Raw genomic sequence first — 18985 nt, forward strand, 5'->3', positions numbered from 1 at the left:
CAATATGAAAAAGAGTGTATTAAGCATGCTCGCCGTAGCAGCATTAGTGTTTGGAATGACTTCCTGCAACGGAGCCAAAAAATCAAACGAACAAGCCCAAGAAACTGAAGAAGCTGCTGTTATAGCAGGTCAGGCTCCTAAAGATCTGTTAACCGAGGAGTTGAAACAAGAAACAATCAATTTGCTGAAAGACATGCCGGATTCTGAAATCCCTTATCGTCTGACCAGCGGTGATGTAAAAGTAAACGTAGGTGATGTAAAATATATGTTGCCGACAGCCAAGGCTGCTGAACTGAGTACACCGACACAGAAAGCCCGTGCATTGGGTATGTATATGGCTGACTATAACGTGTTGAAAGGAATGGGACAACCTACTGCTGAAGTTGAAGCTGTAATTGCTAAACTGGCTACCGACCTGAATATCTCTTTCGTTCTGGATATTTTGAAAGAACAGGCTCCGAAAGATGCAACAAAAGAACAGGTACAGGCATTCCTGCAATCTCAGGAAGATAAGATTATTGAAAAGATGGCTGCAGAAGACAAAATTGACGTTGAAGTTGAAATGTTAGGTGCTGCTTCTGCTGAATATGCCTGTCTGATCGCTAATCCGACATTGGTAGTAAAAGGTGATGCTACATCTGCCGGTCTTTCTGCCAATATGGAAAAACGTGTCAGCATGCTGGAAGAAGTGGTTGCCGACCTGGCTAATTACTATCCGGACCTGAAACAACTGGGTGAAACTATTTCTCCGTTGAAAACGAAGGTTGCAACTATTCAGGATGCAAGAGCTGCCAATGCAGACATCACTGCTATCCGCGATTCATTGCTGAAATAAGTTGTATATAATATAATGTATAGAAAAAGGCTGTCGGAAGACAGCCTTTTTTATTGTTATCCTTTGTATGAGATCGAGAGTAATGTTATATCATCTGATTGTACGGCGTCTACAACAAATTCGCCTACTGTTTCGGTAATCTTATCTACTACCTCTTTCGGTTCTTTTCCCGCCAGTTCCCGGCAGTTATCGAGTAGCCGGCGTTCGCTGTATAGTTCATGTTTTCTGTTCATAGCCTCTGTCACTCCGTCCGTGTAAAGGAACAGATTATCACCGGGAGCAAGTTTCAACTCTTTCTCGTGATAGGTGGCATTGCTCATGGCACCCAATATCATGTCGTTCGTAGTCGGGACTTTTGAAACCGAACCGTCTTTCTGCATCAGGATGGGCGGATTATGTCCGGCATTGCAATAAGTAACAACTCCCGTGCGGATATTCAGAATGCCGTAAAAGACAGTGACGAACATATCATTCACACTTTCCTGGCAGAGAATGCTGTTGGAACGTTGCATACACAAAGCGGCGGAGTTCTCAGTGAGTGCAATGGCACGTATCACCGTACGACTGATTGCCATAAATATGGCTGCCGATACTCCTTTGCCTGATACATCTGCGATCACGAACCCCAAACGGTCTTCTCCTATGCGGAAGAAATCATAGAAATCGCCTCCCACATATTTGGCGGCACTCATATAGGCATACAGGTCGAACGATTTCAGGTCCGGGAACGGAGGAAATGTCTTTGGAAGAATAGTTTGTTGTATTTCCTGTGCCACATGCAGATCGTTCTGGATGGATTCCAGTTGTGTATGTTCCTTTTGGGCCTGTTTGATGAAAGCGATTTGTTCGGCTGCTTTCTCGATGGTCCGTTCCAGATCCTCCAGGTTGATCGGTTTCGTTGTGAAGTCGAACGCACCCTGGTTCATGGCGCTTCGGATATTTTCCATATCGCCGTAAGCCGATACCATAATACATTTGAGTGCCGGGTTACGCATCTCGTTGATCTTGGTGAGTAAGGTCAACCCGTCCATTTCCGGCATATTGATATCGCTCAGAATCACATCGAAGTCCGGTTTGGCAAGCAACATCTGAAGTGCTTCCAGTCCGTTATGTGCGAACGAGAATTCATATTCGCCTTTCTTTATCTTGCGGCGGAAATATTGGGTTAACAGTATTTCCAGGTCCAGTTCGTCGTCTACACTTAATATTTTTATAGCCATAGCAGCATTGTTTCTGTAATTATTGAATCGGAATAGTGATAGTAAAACGGGTAAACTCGTTAGGTTGTGATTCCATTTCTATCGTTCCGTTATGTTTTTGTTCGATGATCGATTTAGTGATGGAGAGACCCAGACCAGTTCCTTCGCCCAATGGTTTGGTGGTGAAGAACGGAGTATAGAGTTTCTTTTTTACTTCTTCTGTGATGCCGGAGCCGTTATCTTCGATGGTAAGACAGGCTTTATCCCCGTCTTTTTTCAGGCTTACTTTGATAGTCGGTCTGTAAGGCGTTTCGGTCGCCCCTTTTGATTTGTTGAATACGGCGTAACAGGCATTGTTCATCAGATTGAGTACTGCACGGCTGAAATCCTGCGGGATCACCTTGACCAATTGGAGTGTTTCGTCGTATTCTTCTTCAATGGCAACATTGAAACTCTTATTGTTTGCCCGCACCGCATGGTAGGAAAGCCATACATATTCTTTCGTGAGCTGACAAAGGTTGGTTGGGATATATTCATCATCCTTTCCGCGGGAGTAGAGTAAGATACCCCGGATCACGCTGGATGCCCGGTTGCCGTTCTCTTCAATCTTGATCATATTGCCTTTCAGATCCTCCATGATCTCCCGGAGTTCTTCGTCGGCATCTGCGGGCAGCTTGTCGTTCAGCTCGTCCAGCACTTCTTCCATATCCTGCAGCAACTTGCATGATAGTTTACTGAAGTTGATTACGAAGTTGAGCGGGTTTTGTATCTCGTGTGCAATACCTGCGCTTAACAGTCCGAGTGAAGCCATCTTTTCCTGTTGGCTGACTTGTTTTCTCAGACGTTCAATTTCTTGTTTGCTGTTATCACTCATTGTTGCTCTTTTGATAAATAGGAATAGTAATCATGAACTCAGTGAAGTTGTCCTTCTCACTCTTTACGATGATGGAACCGCGGTGGTTCAGGATAACTTCCCGGCAGAGGTACAAACCGACACCAGCTGCTTCGGCGGTGGGTTTCGTAGTGAAGAACGGTTCGAATATCTTATTCTTGATATTGTCTTCGATGCCGATACCATTGTCACGGATACTGAGATAAATCGTTCCGTTCAGCCTTTTCTCCACCTGGATCGTGATAACCGGGGAGAATTCTACTTTCTGTAACTTTTTAAGCAATGCATAGATACAGTTTTTCAGTAGGCTGAGCATCACCTTGTTCATCTGTTCGATATCGATTTCTGCCATAGCAGGTTCTGCCGGGCACAGGATATCGATCTGTATCTGTTTACTTTCAATTTCTTCTTTGAACGCTTTGCGGATCACGTCTACGTTCACTTTACAGAGTTCGCAGATATCGGTCGAAGTGACATTGCCGTTCCGGTCTTTCAACAGTTCCTCCATGGCCTTCACGATCCGCACGGTGTTACAGCCATGTTCGTTGATCTTTTGCAGGTTACTGTTGATCATGTCGAGTATTTCGATGCTGTCGGCATAATTTTCTTTCGACATGACTGTCTGTTCCTCCATGATGTTTTCTTTCAGGTCTTTGATCAGATTGGCGGAAAGTCCGGCGAAGTTATTGATGTAATTGATCGGGTTCAGGATACGGTCGACCAGTCCTTGTGTCAATTGTCCGACGGTAGCGAGCTTTTCCTTGCGGACAAGTTCGTCCTGTGCTTTAGCCAATGCATCCAGGGCATCGGAAAGTTTCTTGGATTCGTTTAATACCTGGTCGCGCTGGATGCGGAGTTCGATGGTCCGTTCTTCCACGATCTTTGCTAGATATTCTTTTTGCTTCAATTGTTTGCGAAACCGTCCTTTAATGATATAGAGGATGATAATTGTTACAACCGCGAGACCGGGAATTGTCTCCCAGTCATAATAAAGCCCCAGGATGATTATGATCCATCCCGCCAGTGTCGCTTTCTCAATGATCCGTAATTTCAGTTTGAGCGCGCTTATCTCTTTGATGTCGAAGTCTGCCATATCAGTGAATGTCTTTTGTCATTGTGAGTATATTTTTTCCTGATGAACGGGTATAAATGACTTCTGTCATCAGTTGTTTGACCAGATAGATACCGAGACCGCCGATAGGACGTTCTTCCGGAGGAAGGCTAATGTCAGGCTCTTTCATTTCCAACGGGTTGAAAGCTGTGCCGTTGTCAGTAATGACGATGGTCAATAGTTCGTTCCTGTAGTTCATATCAATGCGTATATCCTGATCTTTTTTATCCGGGTAGGCGTATAATATGACGTTGGTCACAACTTCTTCGAGAGCCAGTTTGATTTGCATCGACAATTGTTCTTCCAACCCGTAAGTAGATGCTTGCAGGTCCAGAAACTCGTACAAACGGGTGAGCTGTTCCAGTTCGTTCTTTATGTGTAACGTGTTTATCATCTGCCGGTACGGGGCGCTTAGGATTCGATGGTCAGGAAAGAAGAGAAGCCGGTGATATTCAGGATTTCTATAATGTCCTGTTTTAGGTTTCTTAGCCGGAAAGTTCCGTTTTTCGCTTTCATCCCTTTTTGTAAGGTCAGCAATAAACGAAGTCCGGCGCTACTGATATAAGTGAGTTCCGTTCCGTCGAGTACTACCGTATGTACATCCTCTGCAAGTATTTTTGTGATCTCTTTTTCAAAATCAGCAGAAGTAAGCGTATCTAACTGGCCGGAAAGACCGATGATCGTTTCGTTTCCGTTTTTTACTGTGATCTTCATATATTGTTTTGTTCTGATTTCTATTACAACAAAAGTATAGATAATCATTTAGTTGGACAAGTTATTTAGGGCTTTTGTATGAAGCGTAGCAGAAATAGTAGTCGGTGGGATTAATTGAGTTAAAGATTAGGAAATATTGAACCTACTTTTGGCTTGATCCAAAAGTAGGCAAAAGATCAAGGCTTAACCGGCTTCACTGCTTTGGTGAAAGACTACGCTGAAAAATCCGAAACTCGCTGCGCTCAGACAACGGATTTTTTTAACCGCTTCGTCTTTCCCCTCCGCGGACGTTCACCCGCTTAGGCCTTTCCCAGGAAGCTCCGCTTCCTTTAAAGATTGCCGATACCGACACCTAATATAATAACAGGTGCTTTCGGTTTTAACAGGCAGTATCGGCCATCCCAGGAGAACGCTTTGCGTTCTATGAAAGGCCTCAGCTGGCGAGCGTAAAGCGCAGCAGCCGTAGTGAGCGCCCGGAGCATCCGCTGTTTGAGCGTAGCGAGTTTCGGAGGCGACAGCGAACGTAGGATGCGGAGTAGCGAGGCAGGTGCAGCCTTGAACTTTTGGTTACTTTTCTTTCAAGAGAAAAGTAACATTCAACTCTGATAAAATATGAACTATTTCTTAATCAGTCGGCTGATGCCTCTTGCTATCTCGCCCACCCAAAGCACTAATGAACTGGAACCGATAATGATACCCCAGTCTTTGAAAGACAAAGGTACTACGCTAAACATCTCTCCGCCGAACGTAACGATCAGATACTGACCGATAATGATCAACAGGGCGACAAACAGGAAGCTTTTGCTCTCTTTCAGGTTGGCAAAAGCGGAACGGCCTTCCATGAACGCTTTCGCATTGAACATATTCCAGAACTGAAGCATTACGAAGAAGCTGAAGAACCAGGACAAGTCGTGCGGCGTTAATCCGGTCTGGGCATGGAAGTAATATAATACCCCCATCAGAATTACAACGAAAGCTATACCGACTCCGAAGATATTGTAAGCCATCGGGCGGGTAATGATAAAGTCGCCATCTTTACCGCTACGTCGGGGTTTATCTTTCATCACCCGTTCGTTGGGAGGTAATGAAGCCAATGCTCCGGCGGCAAATGTATCCATGATCAGGTTTACCCATAACATCTGTGTGATGGTAAGCGGTGATTCGGTCCCGAACAGAGAGCCTAGCAATACGATCAGGCAGGCCGCCACGTTGATGGTAAGCTGGAATAGAAGGAACTTTTGTATGTTGCGATACAGGGAACGTCCCCACATGACAGCACGGGTAATACTGCCGAATGAATTGTCCAGGATTGTTATATCGCTGGCTTCTTTGGCAACAGAGGTACCGTCACCCATAGACAAACCTACCTGGGCGGCTTTCAATGCCGGGGCATCATTCGTTCCGTCGCCGGTTACTGCAACGACAGCACCTTTCTTCTGTAGTAATTGTACCAGGCGCTGTTTGTCGGTCGGACGGGCGCGGCACATGATCTTCAGATCGAGAACGCGGTCGAGTGCTTCTTCGTCCGTCAATGCTTCGAATCCCGGACCGGTAATGATGTTACGGTCGGTATCTTCCGGTTTCCATGTACCGATCTGACGGCCTATTTCGCGGGCAGTTCCCGGTGTATCGCCTGTGACGATTTTGACATCGATACCGGCATTCAAGCAACTTTGTACGGCTGCCGGAACATCTGCGCGGACAGGATCGGAGATGGCTACGATTCCTAAATAGGTCAGGTCGGTCCCATACAAACGTCCATTGACGAAATAAGCATCATCCTTCCCGTCTTCGATAATCTGGTAGGCAAAGCCCAGTGTACGCATCGCCTGGTTCTGATAGTCCAGTAATTGTTTCTCGATATCAGCTTTACAAGATTCAACCGTTTTGTATGTACCGTCGGCTGCTACCCGCTGGCTGTTGGCTAGAACGATTTCGGGAGCACCTTTTACATATAATACTTTTTTACCTAACAGGGGAGACTGCACCACAGTGGCCATGTATTTCCGTTCGGTAGAGAACGTAAGCTGTGCCAGCACCGGAGCTTCTTCCCGTAATGTCAGATAGTTCTGATTTTGGCTGTTCAGCCAGAGCAATAAGGCTGCTTCGGTCGGGTTACCCAGTGTTTTCACCTTTTCTTCCGAGAAGTCGAGATAGGCAGTCGAGTTAACGGAAATGCCTTCTTTGATCAGATTGCTCAACTCGTCGTCTCCCAGTTTCTGGTCTTTGAGGTTGTAGAAGTTTGTCCGGTAAACCTGCATCTGGTTTTGTGTCAGCGTACCTGTTTTATCCGTACAAATAACCGTTGTAGCCCCCATTGTTTCGCAAGCATGCATCTTACGAACCAGGTTGTTTGTCTTGAGCATGCGGTTCATGCTTAGGGCAAGGCTTAGCGTTACACTCATCGGCAGACCTTCAGGTACGGATACGACGATCAGCGTTACTGCTACCATAAAGATATTCAGTATATGTGAGATCAGATCCATCACCGGCATATCACCGGAAGTCATCAATAATTTAGCCAGTAAGGCGACAAAAGTAAGTCCGGCAACTGTATAGCCCCCTTTACTGATGACACCGGCAAGCCCTTTGAGCTGTATTTGTAGCGGCGTTTCCACATCGCTTTCTATCTGCGAGCCTTCATATACTTTCCCGTAGCCGGTAGCATCGCCCACCAGCTCGACTTTCATTACCCCATGTCCGTCGACAACCGTTGTGCCGCGCATCACCCTGTTAGAAGGATAGGTAGCTTCGTGATCGAACTCGGCTTCGTTGGTCGTCTTGCTGATGATCGGTTCTCCGGTCAATGTCGATTCGTTGATCTGTAGGGAGATAGCTTCCAGCAGATAGCCGTCGGCAGGAACTTCCTCCCCGGTTTCCAGTACGACAATATCACCGACAACGACTTCTTTTTTAGTCACCTGGCAAATATTTCCTTCGCGGATTACTTTGACGAGCGTATCGTCGTTTACGGTATTCAATACGTCGAATGCTTTGTTGGCTTTCATTTCAAAGAAGAAACCGACACAGGATGCCAGCATAATGGCAAAGAAGATGCCGATCGGTTCGAGGAAGGCTGTAAAACCTTTCGCTTCCGGTCCCCAACAATGTACGCCGGCAATAATCATGGATAGCAGCCACGCTACCAGCAGAATCTTAATGATCGGATCATTAAACTTTTCGAGGAACTGGCTCCAGAGAGAGGCTTTCTCTGGAGGAGTGAGGATGTTTTCGCCATGAAGGCGCCTGCTTTCTTCAACTTCTTGTTTGGTTAATCCCTGATACTGATGTTTTTTCTCCATAAATTTGTTTAATCTGATTCAAAAAATGAGTCAACAAATTACGTAAAGTTGCAGGACATACGCAAGTGCTTTGGTTTTTAATTGATAGTAGGATTTATTAATTTATGTACCAGATCCTTTGAAATGTCACCAGGTAATGGTTTGTTAACTATTTGTTGTGTTAAATTAACGGGTTTGGGATAAACTTTTGGCTTTCGTAATTGTCTTATATATAAAGGAGAATTGTGTGTTAGTATTTAAGGTTATGAAGAATGTTAGGTTATTTTGGTTAGTGGGGATTGTCCTTCTGTTAGCGGGGCAATCCCTTTATGCTCAAAGTAAAAAAGAAAAGAAAGAGCAGAAGGCGAATGAAGTAAAAGAATTAATAGATAGTAAACGGTTTACGGTAGATGTAGACCGTGCGATACCCATGGGAGGACGGTCGGTCAACCTGACTTCTCCCTACTCTTTGGAAATGCGCGGTGACTCGGTTATTTCCTATCTTCCTTATTTCGGAAGAGCATATTCGGCTCCTTATGGTGGCGGTGACGGGTTACGTTTCGAAGGATCAATTACCGATTATCAATGTTCTTTTAATAAGAAAGGAACCGCTCAAATACAGTTTCGTACCCGAAGCGATGATGATACATTTGCATTCAGTGTGCAGGTATTTTCAAATGGCTCCGCGACAATCAATGTGACACCTGTCAATAAACAGAACATCACATTCTATGGGGAACTGGCTCTTGAGAAAAAGGAATAAATAACCGCCCTTGCCGTGCATTTCTTTCGGCAATACGCTTATTGACTTTCGCTGTGAATTCGAAGTTTTTAAGTCCCCAGTCGGGAGCGATCAGAAGCTCTTTGGGGGATTGCGATACAAACCTCTCTACTACAATAGAGGGGTTTAATTTTTCTATGAAGTCGATCACGAGGTCGATATATTCGTCGGCAGTGTACAGATGGAACTCTTCCGGATGTTCGGCATATTCCTTTGCCATACGGGTGTTGCGGATCAGTTGCAACTGATGCAGTTTCAGGGTTGTGACCGGCAATGCCGATAGCCGGTCGGCATGATGCAGTATTTCTTCCCGGCTTTCTCCCGGCAACCCGAGGATCAGATGGGCCCCTGTATAAATACTTCTCTCTGCTGTCCGGCGGATGGCAGTTTCCGATTCTTCGTAAGTATGTCCGCGATTGATACGGATCAATGTTTTATCCAATGTACTTTCCAGCCCGTATTCTATCATTACGAACTTCTCTTTGGATAAGACTGTAAAATAATCCAGCAAAGCTTCCGGCATGCAGTCCGGACGTGTCCCAACAATCAGTCCTACCACACCGGGATAAGATAACGCTTCCTCGTATTTCGCTTTCAGCGAACTTAATTTATCATATGTGTTGGTATACGCCTGGAAATAGGCCAGATACTTCATCTCCGGATATTTGCGGGAAAAGAAACGGATACCTTCTTCCAATTGTTCGGTCACACTCTTCTCTGTATGGCAATATTCCGGACTGAATGTTTGGTTATTGCAGTAAGTACAACCTCCCCATCCCTTCGAACCGTCGCGATTGGGACAGGTAAAGCCGGCATTTATGGAGATTTTCTGTACTTTATAAGGGAATAGTTTCCGTAGGAAATCTCCGAAATCGTTATAAGGTTTTACGTTTTCCATGACGACAAAGGTAATTTATAATGGTTAATGGTCAATGTCCGGTGGTTAATTTAACGATAAAATACCCGGTAAACTCCGGTCGGGTACATAATTTACCTTTAACGGCTAAGGGTTTACCATGATAAAATACTACCTTTGCAGCCTGTTCAAAATAAAATAATAGTATTCATGAAACGATTGGGTGTTGGTTTCTTGCTTTCATTGGCGATAATTGGAAGCGTATCTGCTCAGAGTGGGAGCAAACGTGTCGATTTAAAAGAAATTACAGATGGTAAGTTCCGTCAGGTAACCGCTATTGGTGAAATGCGGTCGTTACCGGATGGCGAACATTATACGGCAATGAATAAAGACCGTAGTATGATCATTAAATACTCCTATCGTACAGGAAATCCGGTGGACACCTTGTTCAATGCCCGGACAGCCCGTGAATGTACGTTTGATGATTTCGACGGCTATGATATCAGCAGTACCGGCCATCATATTTTGGTTTGGAGAGAGACCGAACCCATCTACCGCCGCTCTTTCAAAGCGATGGTGTACGATTATGATGTACGTCGTAACTATGTCAAACCTGTTTCCGACTCAAAGAACAAACAGATGATCCCGACCTATTCGCCCGACGGACGTATGTGTGCCTATGTAGTGGATAACAATATCTGGATCCGCAAGTTCGACTATGATACGGAAGTGCAGGTGACTAAAGACGGCGAACTGAACAAGATTCTGAACGGTATCACTGATTGGGTGTATGAAGAAGAGTTTGCCGTTACAAACCTGATGGCATGGTCTCCGGACAGTGAATACCTGGCGTATGTCCGTTTCGATGAAAGCGAAGTGCCGGAATATTCCATGCAGATGTATGGCACCGGTTTATATCCGGGATATTATAATTTCAAATATCCGAAAGCCGGAGAGAATAACTCAAAGGTAAGCGTTCATTCGTATAGTGTCGCAACGAAAGATATCAAAGAATTGAAAATGCCGGTGGATGCGGACAGCTATATTCCCCGGATCACTTTCACGACTAATTCCGATCAGCTGGCTGTCATGACTTTGAACCGTCAGCAGAATCTTTTCAATATGTATTATGTGAATCCGAAGAGCGGTGTATCCCGCCTGATCCTTCGTGATGAAAACAAATGCTATGTAGATTCCGAATGGCTGACTTCCATCCATTTCAATCCGAATGGGTTTACCTATGTGAGCGAGCAGGATGGCTATTCACACATCTACCTGTATTCGCCGACAGGGGTCATGCAGCGTCAGGTGACAAAAGGTAACTGGGACGTAACCCGCCTGATCGGTTATGACGATGCAGCTAAGGTTGTCTATTATGAATCGGCAGAGGAAAGCCCGTTGCGCCGTTCTGTCTATAAAATAGACCAGAAAGGTGTGAAGACAAAGCTGTCGGAAAACGAAGGAACGAACAGTGCCGACTTTAGTGCGAACTATGCCTATTTCGTGAATAACTATTCGAATGCCAATACACCGGCCGTTATCACCGTAAATGAAACGAAGTCGAAGAAAGTATTGCGCGTGCTGCAGGATAATGCTGCCTTGCGCGAAAAGCTGGCAAGTACATCTTTCTCTAAAAAAGAATTTTTCAAAGTACATACAGCCTCTGATATAGAGCTGAATGCCTGGATCGTAAAACCGGTAAACTTCGATGAATCGAAGAAATATCCGGTACTGATGGTTCAATATAGTGGACCGAATTCGCAACAAGTACTGGACAAATATGGTTTTGACTGGGAACATTACCTGGCTGCGAACGGAATCATCGTGGTCAGTGTGGATGGCCGGGGAACCGGTGCGCGTGGTGAAGCCTTCCGCAAATGTACATACCTGCGGATGGGCGATTTGGAATCCAGAGACCAGGTGGAAGCCGCACAGGCTTTAGGCAAACTGCCGTATATCGATGCAAAACGCATTGCCATCTGGGGCTGGAGCTTTGGCGGATATAATACATTGATGTCGATGAGCGTGGGTAACGGCACATTCAAGGCCGGTATCGCTGTCGCTCCTCCGACAGACTGGAAATATTATGATTCGGTATATACCGAACGTTTTATGCGTACGCCAAAGGAAAACTTCTCGGGCTATGCTGCAACTTCACCGATCCGGCTGGCAAAAGACTTACAAGGTAAGCTGTTGCTGGTGCACGGAACTGCTGACGATAATGTACACTTCCAGCAGACGATGGATTATGCAGAAGCATTGGTACAAGCCGGTAAACAGTTCGATATGCAGGTCTACAAAGACCGTAATCACAGTATTTACGGAGGAAATACCCGTTATCATCTGTATACCAGGATGTCTAACTTCTTATTTGATAACTTATAATGTCAGAACATGTGAGAAAGCCGGATTGGTTAAAGATCCGGCTGGGTGGGAACGAGCAGTTTACAAAGACGAAAAGCATTGTTGAGTCTCATTGTCTGCACACCATTTGTACGAGCGGCAAATGCCCGAATATGGGAGAATGCTGGAGCCGGGGAACGGCCACGTTCATGATAGCGGGTGAGATATGTACCCGTTCCTGCCGCTTTTGTAATACGTTAACAGGCAAGCCGTTGCCGCTGGATCCGAAAGAACCGGCCAATGTAGCGGAAAGTATTCGCCTGATGAACTTAAAACACGCAGTGATAACGTCGGTCGATCGTGACGATCTGCCTGACCTGGGAGCCCGGCATTGGGTTGATACGATCCGGACAATCAAAGAAGTAAACCCGGATACGACGGTAGAGGTCCTGATCCCTGACTTCCAGGGACGTCTTGATCTGGTCGATCAAGTGGTGGCTGCTGCTCCCGAAATCATATCGCATAATATGGAAACTGTGCGGCGTATCAGTCCGCAGGTTCGCAGTGCTGCTAAATACGATGTCAGCCTGTCCGTCTTGTCCCGCATTGCAGAACAAGGTGCGACGGCAAAGACAGGCATCATGGTCGGCTTGGGAGAAACACCCGAAGAGGTCTGCTGCCTGATGGACGATGTGCTGGCGGCAGGTGTTTCCGTATTAACAATTGGTCAATATTTACAACCTTCCAGAAAAAATATTCAAGTAACTGAGTATGTCACCCCTGAGCAGTTTAATGTCTATAAATCAATCGCTTTGAAAAAAGGATTCCGTATGGTAGAGAGCGCTCCGCTGGTCCGTTCCTCCTATCACGCTGAAAAGCATGTTTAATTACGAAAACTTTTAACACATTGGGTTGTTATATATTTAAAGTGCGAAGAAAGGGGGAAAGGGTATGAACAAAGTTAAGAAAGGATTGGACAACCAAGCCATTGGCTTATTGCCATTGTTGCTTTTTATGTTCCTGGATAATTATTTTTCTTATCTGTTGTCTTTCATTATCGGAGTTACCTTTTGTTTTGTATGTATTTTTCTTTATCAGGTATTGAGTAAGGATAAAGTGTATCAATTTTTATTGTTACCTTCAGCGATTACGCTGGTGTTGTATTCTATCTTTCTCTGCTTGAAACTGGAACCCGTGTTATTCATTTATTCTCCGTTGATTACGGAGGTGTTATTGGTGGTGGTACTTGCGTTTATCGGTTTTAGCCGGCGCTCTGTACTGAAAAAGATAAGAACATCGAAACACCCGACTTATAAACGGACATTGATGCGTACGACGTTGAATGAATTTTATTTCATTGCCCAGCTGGTTCAGAATTTGTATACATTACATCTGTTTGCCATTTTGGTGTATAGTATCCTGCCGGATACGATGCAGAATGTGCATACGGAGCGGTTCCTTTACAGGGAACTGGGGGTATTGATCGGGGTGCTGATCATTCTTTATGAGCAAATACGCTTATCGTTGATGCAAGGTAGTTTACAGAAAGAAATGTGGTTGCCGGTATTAAATGACGGAGGGAAAGTTATCGGTTGTATTGCGCGTTCGGTCAGCCGTTCGTTACCGAAAAAATACTATCATCCGATCGTCCGAATAGCCGTTATCCATAATGGAATGCTTTATTTGATGAAAAGGAGTAAAGATGCATTCGTATCACCGGATACGATCGATTATCCTTTCCATAGTTATGTACTGTTCAGGCACAGTATCGAAAGTACGGTGCGTGAATCGGTAGGTGAACTTGCTGAACAGCAGGATGTGAATCCTCGTTTCCTGATACGTTATACGTTTGAGAACGAGAAGGTGAAACATTTGGTATCGCTTTACGTGATCTGTCTTCGTACGGAAGAGCAGCTGAGTCAATGCAAGCGGGCAGGCGGAAAGCTCTGGACTGCCAAGCAAATAGAAGAGAACCTGCAATCCGGCGTATTCAGCGAATACTTCGAGCAGGAGTTCTCTTATCTTCAGAATACGATCTTGTTGGCAGAGAACTTCTGCTGTGGTAAGTAACCGGGTATTCTATCGGATACCCAGTTCGATCACTTCGAGATCTTTTATATTTTTGCCGTCGATGACGAAGCGGACCAGGGTACGAACCTGGTGGAAACCGCTTTTGCCGGCAGCGCCCGGATTGATATACAAACAATTCAGGTACTTATCAAATGCAACTTTAAGAATGTGCGAATGACCCGCTATGAACAAGTTCGGGCGGGTATCGTACAATTCTTTGCGGATAGACGGGTTGTAACGGCCCGGATAACCGCCTATATGCGTCATCATCACATTTACTTCTTCTGCTTTGAAATGAGCCACTTCGGGATATTCCAGCCGGAGTGATTGCCCGTCTATATTTCCGTATACAGCCCGGAAGGGTTTCAATGCTGCCAGCCGTGCTGCCAGTCCGTCCGAACCGATATCGCCTGCATGCCATATTTCATCACATTCTGCGAAGTATTCCGCATATTTATCATCCCACCAGGCGTGAGTATCCGAGAGAAGTCCAACTTTAATCATAACAATTTCTTTTATTCTACAAAAGTATCTATATTTACGCAGCTAAGAATAGAATACGATGGAGAATTCATATAAATACTTTAAGCGCGACGTTAGTTGGCTCTCTTTCAACTACCGGGTTTTACTGGAGGCGGAAGACGACGCACTGCCTATCTATGAGCGGATTAAATTCTTGTCTATCTATTCTTCCAACCTGGAAGAATTTTACGAAATACGTGTGGCGGAACACCGTGGAGTGATCATGAAGAAGAACTTCACCGAAGAAAGCGGTGCCGAAGCCGAAGAAGTGTTGACCGAGATAACCAATGAAGTGAACCGCCAGCAACGGGAATATTACCGTATCTTTTCGGAAAAGATATTGCCGGAGCTGAATCGTCAGAACATTTACCTGTATCAGGGAAGCGAACCCGAACCTTTCCATGAAGAGTTCGTGCATAACTTCTTTAATGAAGAGGTCTTTCCGTTCCTTTCGCCTGTCATGATACAGGCGGGCGATATCCGTACCTTTATCCGTGACCGCCGTTTATACCTGGTGATCCGTATGGTAAAGAAGAGCAAGCGGAAGCCGGAGGGCGATACGGTTCCCGAATATCATTATGCCCTGATGAAAATACCCTATGCCAAAGTGCCCCGTTTCATCGAGTTGCCAGCGCACGAAGGGAAGTTTTACATCATGTTTATCGATGATATTATCCGGGCGAACCTGGCGAATGTATTTCCAGGATATGAGATAGACAGCTGTTACAGTATCAAGATATCCCGCGATGCCGATATCTACCTGGAGGATGAGAAAGGAAATATCGTGGAAAGTATCCGCAAGAAAGTGAAGAAACGGAAGATCGGCGCGCTGAGCCGTTTCATGTACGACCGGGCGATGCCGGAGGACTTCCTTTCTTTCATATGCGATGCTTTCGGTATTACCCGCGACGACCTGGTGGTAGGTGGTCGTTACCTGAATTTGCAGGACCTTGCCAAGCTGCCCAATCCGAAAGGGAAGGAGCTGGAGCAGAAGATTCCGACACCGATGCGGGTTCCTTATTTGGATGAGAAAGGGTCTGTGTTCCGGGCGGTGAAGAAGAAAGATATTATGTTGCATTTCCCTTACCAGTCGTTCGATTACCTGATCCGTTTTCTGATGGAGGCGGCTTTCGATCCGAAGGTGGACGAGATAAAGATTACCCAATACCGGGTGGCGGAGAACTCGGCTGTCATCAATACGCTGGTGAGTGCTGCGCAGAACGGAAAGAAAGTGACGGTTTTCGTCGAGCTGAAAGCCCGTTTCGACGAGGAGAACAATATGAGTACGGCTGAACGGATGGAGAAAGCCGGCATACGTATTATTTATAGTATTCCCGGATTGAAGGTACATGCCAAGGTTGCGGTTATCATCCGGAAAGATTCGGAGGACGGCAACAAACGGCGTGACTTTGCTTATCTCAGTACCGGAAACTTCAATGAGAAGACCGCCCGTATCTATTCGGACATGGCGTTGCTAACCTGTAATGACGAGATCATTACGGATATAAATAAGGTGTTTGCCGTTCTGGAGGGGAAGATGTCGGAGCCGACTTTCCGCCATTTGCTGGTGGCGCGTTTCAATATGGTTCCCGAACTGACCCGTATGATCCATCGGGAGATCGAACATGTAAAACAGGGGCGTAAAGGACGGATCGTTTTGAAGATGAACGGACTGCACGACCAGAATATGATCAATGAGCTGTATCATGCCAGCGAGAACGGGGTGGAGATAGACCTGATCGTACGGGGCATCTGCTGCCTGGTTCCCGGTCAGCCTTACAGTGCCAATATCCGGGTGACGCGTATTGTGGATATGTTCCTGGAGCATTCCCGTATCTGGTATTTCTATAATGACGGCCGGGAAGATGTCTTTCTGACATCGGCAGACTGGATGCGTCGTAATCTGAACCGTCGTATCGAGACAGCTTTCCCGATACTGGTGCCGGAGATCAAGCAGGAAGTGATCGATATACTGAAGATACAGATGCGCGATAATGTGAAAGCCTGTCTGATCGACGGACAGTTACGTAACAACTTCAAGCATAACGACGATCCGGTGAAGGTTCGTTCGCAACTGGCTATCTATGAGTATCTGAAAAATAAATCATGAATGAATCGGTATGGACAATCCTTCTTCACTGACCTTTTTCTTGTTCTGTTTCTGCTGGGTGGCGCTGATAGCCGGTGCCGTATTGGGATATATTATCGGTATCCGTATGGCACGCAGCAAAGAACGCCACCGGCTTGTCAAGGAAAAGATCAGGAAGAATAAGGTTGCCATTTATCATTATCAGAAAGAGAAATACGATTACATCGAACAGATAAACCGCCTGGAGGCCGATTTGCACAACCTGGCGGAAGAATCGGAACTCTATAAAGAGCGTGTCGCCGATCTGGACTATTACCAGCGGAAGGTCCGTGAAAGCGAACAGATCATCGAACGCCTTTCTGCTGCATCGGAAGAGACGATCGAGTTGTCGGCCGATGCCTTTTCTTTATTGATCCAGCTCAAGCAGGACCCTGTCCGTACGAATCTGACCAAACCGGAGTGGGCGGAGTTGCTCCGTATCACCGATCTTCTTTTCAACAATTTCCTGACGGAACTGAAGGAGAAGTCAGGTATTACCCGTCATGAGGAAGAAATCTGTTGCCTGATCAAATGGAACTTTCCCCGTAAGGATCAAATGGCTGTCTTCAATAATACCACCGATGCTCTGACCAAGTCGAAGAGCCGTCTGAAGAAACGGTTGCAGCTGGACGAGAAGACGGATTTGGATCAGTTTATCCGGCTTTACTAAAGAGAAAAAATCAAAAGAACTATCATACTATCATTTTTGCAATGTACTCCTTGAATATTAGTACTTTAGTTTATGATAGTTCTTGTTTTGATCTATCATTTATCTATCACACAACTATCATTGCCTTGTCTTGAAGATTGCCGGATTACTATATAATTTGAGTAAGTATATGACTTAAAATCAGTGGAGTAGTGATATATGTTGTCTGACATCCGGGTCTGAATGAGGTTTACATCCGGGTGTGAGCATCGTCAAGATCCGGGTGTGAAAAGGGGGGAGACGGGCATCCTGGCAACAAAAAGTAAGTACTCCAGTGAAAAAAGGCTATAGTATCGTTGAAAAAAGGTGGTAAGGAGAAGTAAATAATCACGCAACACTCGTATCCCTGAGATGGGAATTGTCCTGTTAAATGGTAGTTTAATGGATTATAAACGGGGTTATGAGGCTGTTGTATAGTTAGTTATGCCTGTGTGTATTTGTCCGGTATGCTTCTTTCTTCCCATTCTTTTTGTATTCTATCTTTGCTGCCATAAACAATTAACTCTGAAATAGAATAAAGAATAATGCTTATGAGAACACAATGTCTATGTATCGTTTACCTGTTAGGTTTGCTTACTTTAATGAGTTGCAATAGCTCCGTAGTGGAGAAGCGTGCGACCGGTCTGCCTTATGAAATTTTGGTTGTTATGAGCAAAGAAGTAGGAGAGAGCGAGGTCGGTGAATTGGTAAAAGAGCAGCTGAACTCTTCGGTGGCAGGGCTTCCGCAACCTGAACCCTCCATGCGGGTTACTTTCGTTCCCAACGAGACCTTCGATGGTCTGTTGAGATATGTCCGTAATATTCTTATTGTAGATATCGATCCGACGAAATATACGATGGTGGCATTGAACGGGTATAAGGATGAATGGGCTAAGAATCAGGAAGTAATAAAGCTCAATGCTCCGTCGATACAGGAACTGGTGACGTATCTGACGCTGCATGACTCCGATCTGGTGAATCATTTTTGCAGCATAGAAAAGGAACGTCGTGTGGCTATTCTGAAAGAACATTACAGCAAGCTGGCAATGGATAAGGTGCAGGAGAAATTTAATATCAGACTCCATGCTCCGGAAGATATGACTTACTACAAGGATACCACCGATTTCCTGTGGGTATCGAACAATGCCAATACGGGACGTGTCGATCTGTTGGTGTATTCTTTTCCGTATACGGATGAAAATACATTTACGGAAGAGTATTTGGTGGCTAAACGCGACTCGGTTCTGAAATGCAACCTGCCCGGTGCTTTCCCTAATTCGTATATGGCTACAGAAACGCGTGCCGGACTGACTTATGAACCGATCATGCTGAATGAAAAATATTGCGGTGTGTTACGTGGCCTGTGGAAGATGGTAGGCGATAAAATGGGAGGACCCTTTGTCAGTCATGCTTTCCTGGATACGAAGAAACAGCGTGTGATTGTTACCGAAGGGCTTGTTTTTGCTCCGGAAACAAACAAACGGAATTATATACGTAAGATAGAGGCGGCGCTTCATACGGTACGTCCGATGGTGAAGTGATCGTTTTGCCTGCCCATGCAAAGG

16 protein-coding genes are annotated in these 18985 nt (G+C 45.4%); 8 read left to right on the forward strand and 8 right to left on the reverse strand.

The annotated features are described in order from the left end of the window. The first annotated feature begins 4 nt into the window (after positions 1 to 4). Entirely contained in the window at positions 5 to 835 is an 831-nt protein-coding gene (locus tag P3L47_RS11110; protein ID WP_122360891.1) for a hypothetical protein, read from the forward strand. A gap of 56 nt (positions 836 to 891) precedes the next feature. Here P3L47_RS11110 and P3L47_RS11115 read toward each other — a convergent pair whose 3' ends face one another. The 6 genes from P3L47_RS11115 to P3L47_RS11140 form a co-directional block, all read right to left on the reverse strand. Further along, entirely contained in the window at positions 892 to 2055 is a 1164-nt protein-coding gene (locus P3L47_RS11115) for a PP2C family protein-serine/threonine phosphatase (protein WP_277780824.1), read from the reverse strand. A 19-nt stretch (positions 2056 to 2074) separates the two neighbouring features. After that, positions 2075 to 2908, reverse strand: a complete 834-nt coding sequence (locus tag P3L47_RS11120) for a sensor histidine kinase (RefSeq protein WP_122360889.1) — start codon at positions 2906 to 2908, stop codon at positions 2075 to 2077. Next, a complete protein-coding gene (locus P3L47_RS11125) occupies positions 2901 to 4019 on the reverse strand; it encodes a sensor histidine kinase (RefSeq protein WP_122360888.1) in 1119 nt (372 codons plus the stop codon). Before P3L47_RS11125 ends, P3L47_RS11120 begins: the two co-directional genes overlap by 8 nt. A 1-nt stretch (position 4020) precedes the next feature. After that, on the reverse strand, positions 4021 to 4431 hold the full coding sequence (locus P3L47_RS11130; RefSeq protein ID WP_277780825.1) for an ATP-binding protein: 411 nt from the start codon (positions 4429 to 4431) through the stop codon (positions 4021 to 4023). A gap of 17 nt (positions 4432 to 4448) precedes the next feature. Further along, positions 4449 to 4751 carry an STAS domain-containing protein gene (locus P3L47_RS11135; protein WP_122361098.1) on the reverse strand — a complete coding sequence of 101 codons (303 nt, stop codon included), beginning with the start codon at positions 4749 to 4751 and terminating at the stop codon, positions 4449 to 4451. 617 nt (positions 4752 to 5368) lie between these two features. Further along, on the reverse strand, positions 5369 to 8053 hold the full coding sequence (locus P3L47_RS11140; RefSeq protein ID WP_277780826.1) for a calcium-translocating P-type ATPase, PMCA-type: 2685 nt from the start codon (positions 8051 to 8053) through the stop codon (positions 5369 to 5371). A 244-nt stretch (positions 8054 to 8297) separates the two neighbouring features. Here P3L47_RS11140 and P3L47_RS11145 point away from each other — a divergent pair, with 244 nt between their 5' ends. Beyond that, on the forward strand, positions 8298 to 8795 hold the full coding sequence (locus P3L47_RS11145) for a DUF4251 domain-containing protein (protein ID WP_277780827.1): 498 nt from the start codon (positions 8298 to 8300) through the stop codon (positions 8793 to 8795). Here the strand turns inward: P3L47_RS11145 and mnmL are convergent. Continuing rightward, positions 8755 to 9711, reverse strand: coding sequence for a tRNA modification radical SAM protein MnmL/YtqA (gene mnmL / locus P3L47_RS11150; protein WP_277780828.1), 957 nt, complete (start codon positions 9709 to 9711; stop codon positions 8755 to 8757). The two genes, P3L47_RS11145 and mnmL, sit on opposite strands and share 41 nt — an antisense overlap. Positions 9712 to 9879: 168 nt before the next feature. Here mnmL and P3L47_RS11155 point away from each other — a divergent pair, with 168 nt between their 5' ends. From P3L47_RS11155 to P3L47_RS11165, 3 genes are all read left to right on the forward strand, one after another. After that, positions 9880 to 12054 carry a S9 family peptidase gene (locus P3L47_RS11155; RefSeq protein WP_122360883.1) on the forward strand — a complete coding sequence of 725 codons (2175 nt, stop codon included), beginning with the start codon at positions 9880 to 9882 and terminating at the stop codon, positions 12052 to 12054. Continuing rightward, positions 12054 to 12899: a lipoyl synthase gene (gene lipA, locus P3L47_RS11160; protein ID WP_277780829.1), complete on the forward strand. Its 846-nt coding sequence runs from the start codon at positions 12054 to 12056 to the stop codon at positions 12897 to 12899. The genes P3L47_RS11155 and lipA overlap by 1 nt, the downstream gene beginning before the upstream one ends. A 64-nt stretch (positions 12900 to 12963) precedes the next feature. Then, a complete protein-coding gene (locus tag P3L47_RS11165; RefSeq protein WP_122360881.1) occupies positions 12964 to 14082 on the forward strand; it encodes a hypothetical protein in 1119 nt (372 codons plus the stop codon). A gap of 9 nt (positions 14083 to 14091) precedes the next feature. Here P3L47_RS11165 and P3L47_RS11170 read toward each other — a convergent pair whose 3' ends face one another. After that, positions 14092 to 14586, reverse strand: a complete 495-nt coding sequence (locus P3L47_RS11170; protein ID WP_122360880.1) for a metallophosphoesterase family protein — start codon at positions 14584 to 14586, stop codon at positions 14092 to 14094. A gap of 58 nt (positions 14587 to 14644) precedes the next feature. Here P3L47_RS11170 and P3L47_RS11175 point away from each other — a divergent pair, with 58 nt between their 5' ends. The 3 genes from P3L47_RS11175 to P3L47_RS11185 all read left to right on the forward strand — a co-directional run bounded on the left by P3L47_RS11175 (position 14645) and on the right by P3L47_RS11185 (position 18961). Continuing rightward, positions 14645 to 16714: an RNA degradosome polyphosphate kinase gene (locus P3L47_RS11175; protein WP_277780830.1), complete on the forward strand. Its 2070-nt coding sequence runs from the start codon at positions 14645 to 14647 to the stop codon at positions 16712 to 16714. 10 nt (positions 16715 to 16724) lie between these two features. Next, positions 16725 to 17402, forward strand: coding sequence for a hypothetical protein (locus tag P3L47_RS11180; protein ID WP_277780831.1), 678 nt, complete (start codon positions 16725 to 16727; stop codon positions 17400 to 17402). Between the two features lie 569 nt (positions 17403 to 17971). Continuing rightward, a complete protein-coding gene (locus tag P3L47_RS11185; RefSeq protein ID WP_277780832.1) occupies positions 17972 to 18961 on the forward strand; it encodes a DUF4837 family protein in 990 nt (329 codons plus the stop codon). The last annotated feature ends 24 nt before the right edge of the window (positions 18962 to 18985 follow it).

This window comes from Parabacteroides chongii (genome assembly GCF_029581355.1).
GTDB lineage: Bacteria > Bacteroidota > Bacteroidia > Bacteroidales > Tannerellaceae > Parabacteroides > Parabacteroides chongii.

Excerpts from the sequence above, each read along its gene's own strand:
- P3L47_RS11110 (WP_122360891.1), top strand. The coding sequence starts at position 5 with ATGAAAAAGAGTGTATTAAGCATGCTCGCCGTAGCAGCATTAGTGTTT.
- P3L47_RS11115 (WP_277780824.1), bottom strand. The coding sequence starts at position 2,055 with ATGGCTATAAAAATATTAAGTGTAGACGACGAACTGGACCTGGAAATA.
- P3L47_RS11120 (WP_122360889.1), bottom strand. The coding sequence starts at position 2,908 with ATGAGTGATAACAGCAAACAAGAAATTGAACGTCTGAGAAAACAAGTC.
- P3L47_RS11125 (WP_122360888.1), bottom strand. The coding sequence starts at position 4,019 with ATGGCAGACTTCGACATCAAAGAGATAAGCGCGCTCAAACTGAAATTA.
- P3L47_RS11130 (WP_277780825.1), bottom strand. The coding sequence starts at position 4,431 with ATGATAAACACGTTACACATAAAGAACGAACTGGAACAGCTCACCCGT.
- P3L47_RS11135 (WP_122361098.1), bottom strand. The coding sequence starts at position 4,751 with ATGAAGATCACAGTAAAAAACGGAAACGAAACGATCATCGGTCTTTCC.
- P3L47_RS11140 (WP_277780826.1), bottom strand. The coding sequence starts at position 8,053 with ATGGAGAAAAAACATCAGTATCAGGGATTAACCAAACAAGAAGTTGAA.
- P3L47_RS11145 (WP_277780827.1), top strand. The coding sequence starts at position 8,298 with ATGAAGAATGTTAGGTTATTTTGGTTAGTGGGGATTGTCCTTCTGTTA.
- mnmL (WP_277780828.1), bottom strand. The coding sequence starts at position 9,711 with ATGGAAAACGTAAAACCTTATAACGATTTCGGAGATTTCCTACGGAAA.
- P3L47_RS11155 (WP_122360883.1), top strand. The coding sequence starts at position 9,880 with ATGAAACGATTGGGTGTTGGTTTCTTGCTTTCATTGGCGATAATTGGA.
- lipA (WP_277780829.1), top strand. The coding sequence starts at position 12,054 with ATGTCAGAACATGTGAGAAAGCCGGATTGGTTAAAGATCCGGCTGGGT.
- P3L47_RS11165 (WP_122360881.1), top strand. The coding sequence starts at position 12,964 with ATGAACAAAGTTAAGAAAGGATTGGACAACCAAGCCATTGGCTTATTG.
- P3L47_RS11170 (WP_122360880.1), bottom strand. The coding sequence starts at position 14,586 with ATGATTAAAGTTGGACTTCTCTCGGATACTCACGCCTGGTGGGATGAT.
- P3L47_RS11175 (WP_277780830.1), top strand. The coding sequence starts at position 14,645 with ATGGAGAATTCATATAAATACTTTAAGCGCGACGTTAGTTGGCTCTCT.
- P3L47_RS11180 (WP_277780831.1), top strand. The coding sequence starts at position 16,725 with ATGGACAATCCTTCTTCACTGACCTTTTTCTTGTTCTGTTTCTGCTGG.
- P3L47_RS11185 (WP_277780832.1), top strand. The coding sequence starts at position 17,972 with ATGAGAACACAATGTCTATGTATCGTTTACCTGTTAGGTTTGCTTACT.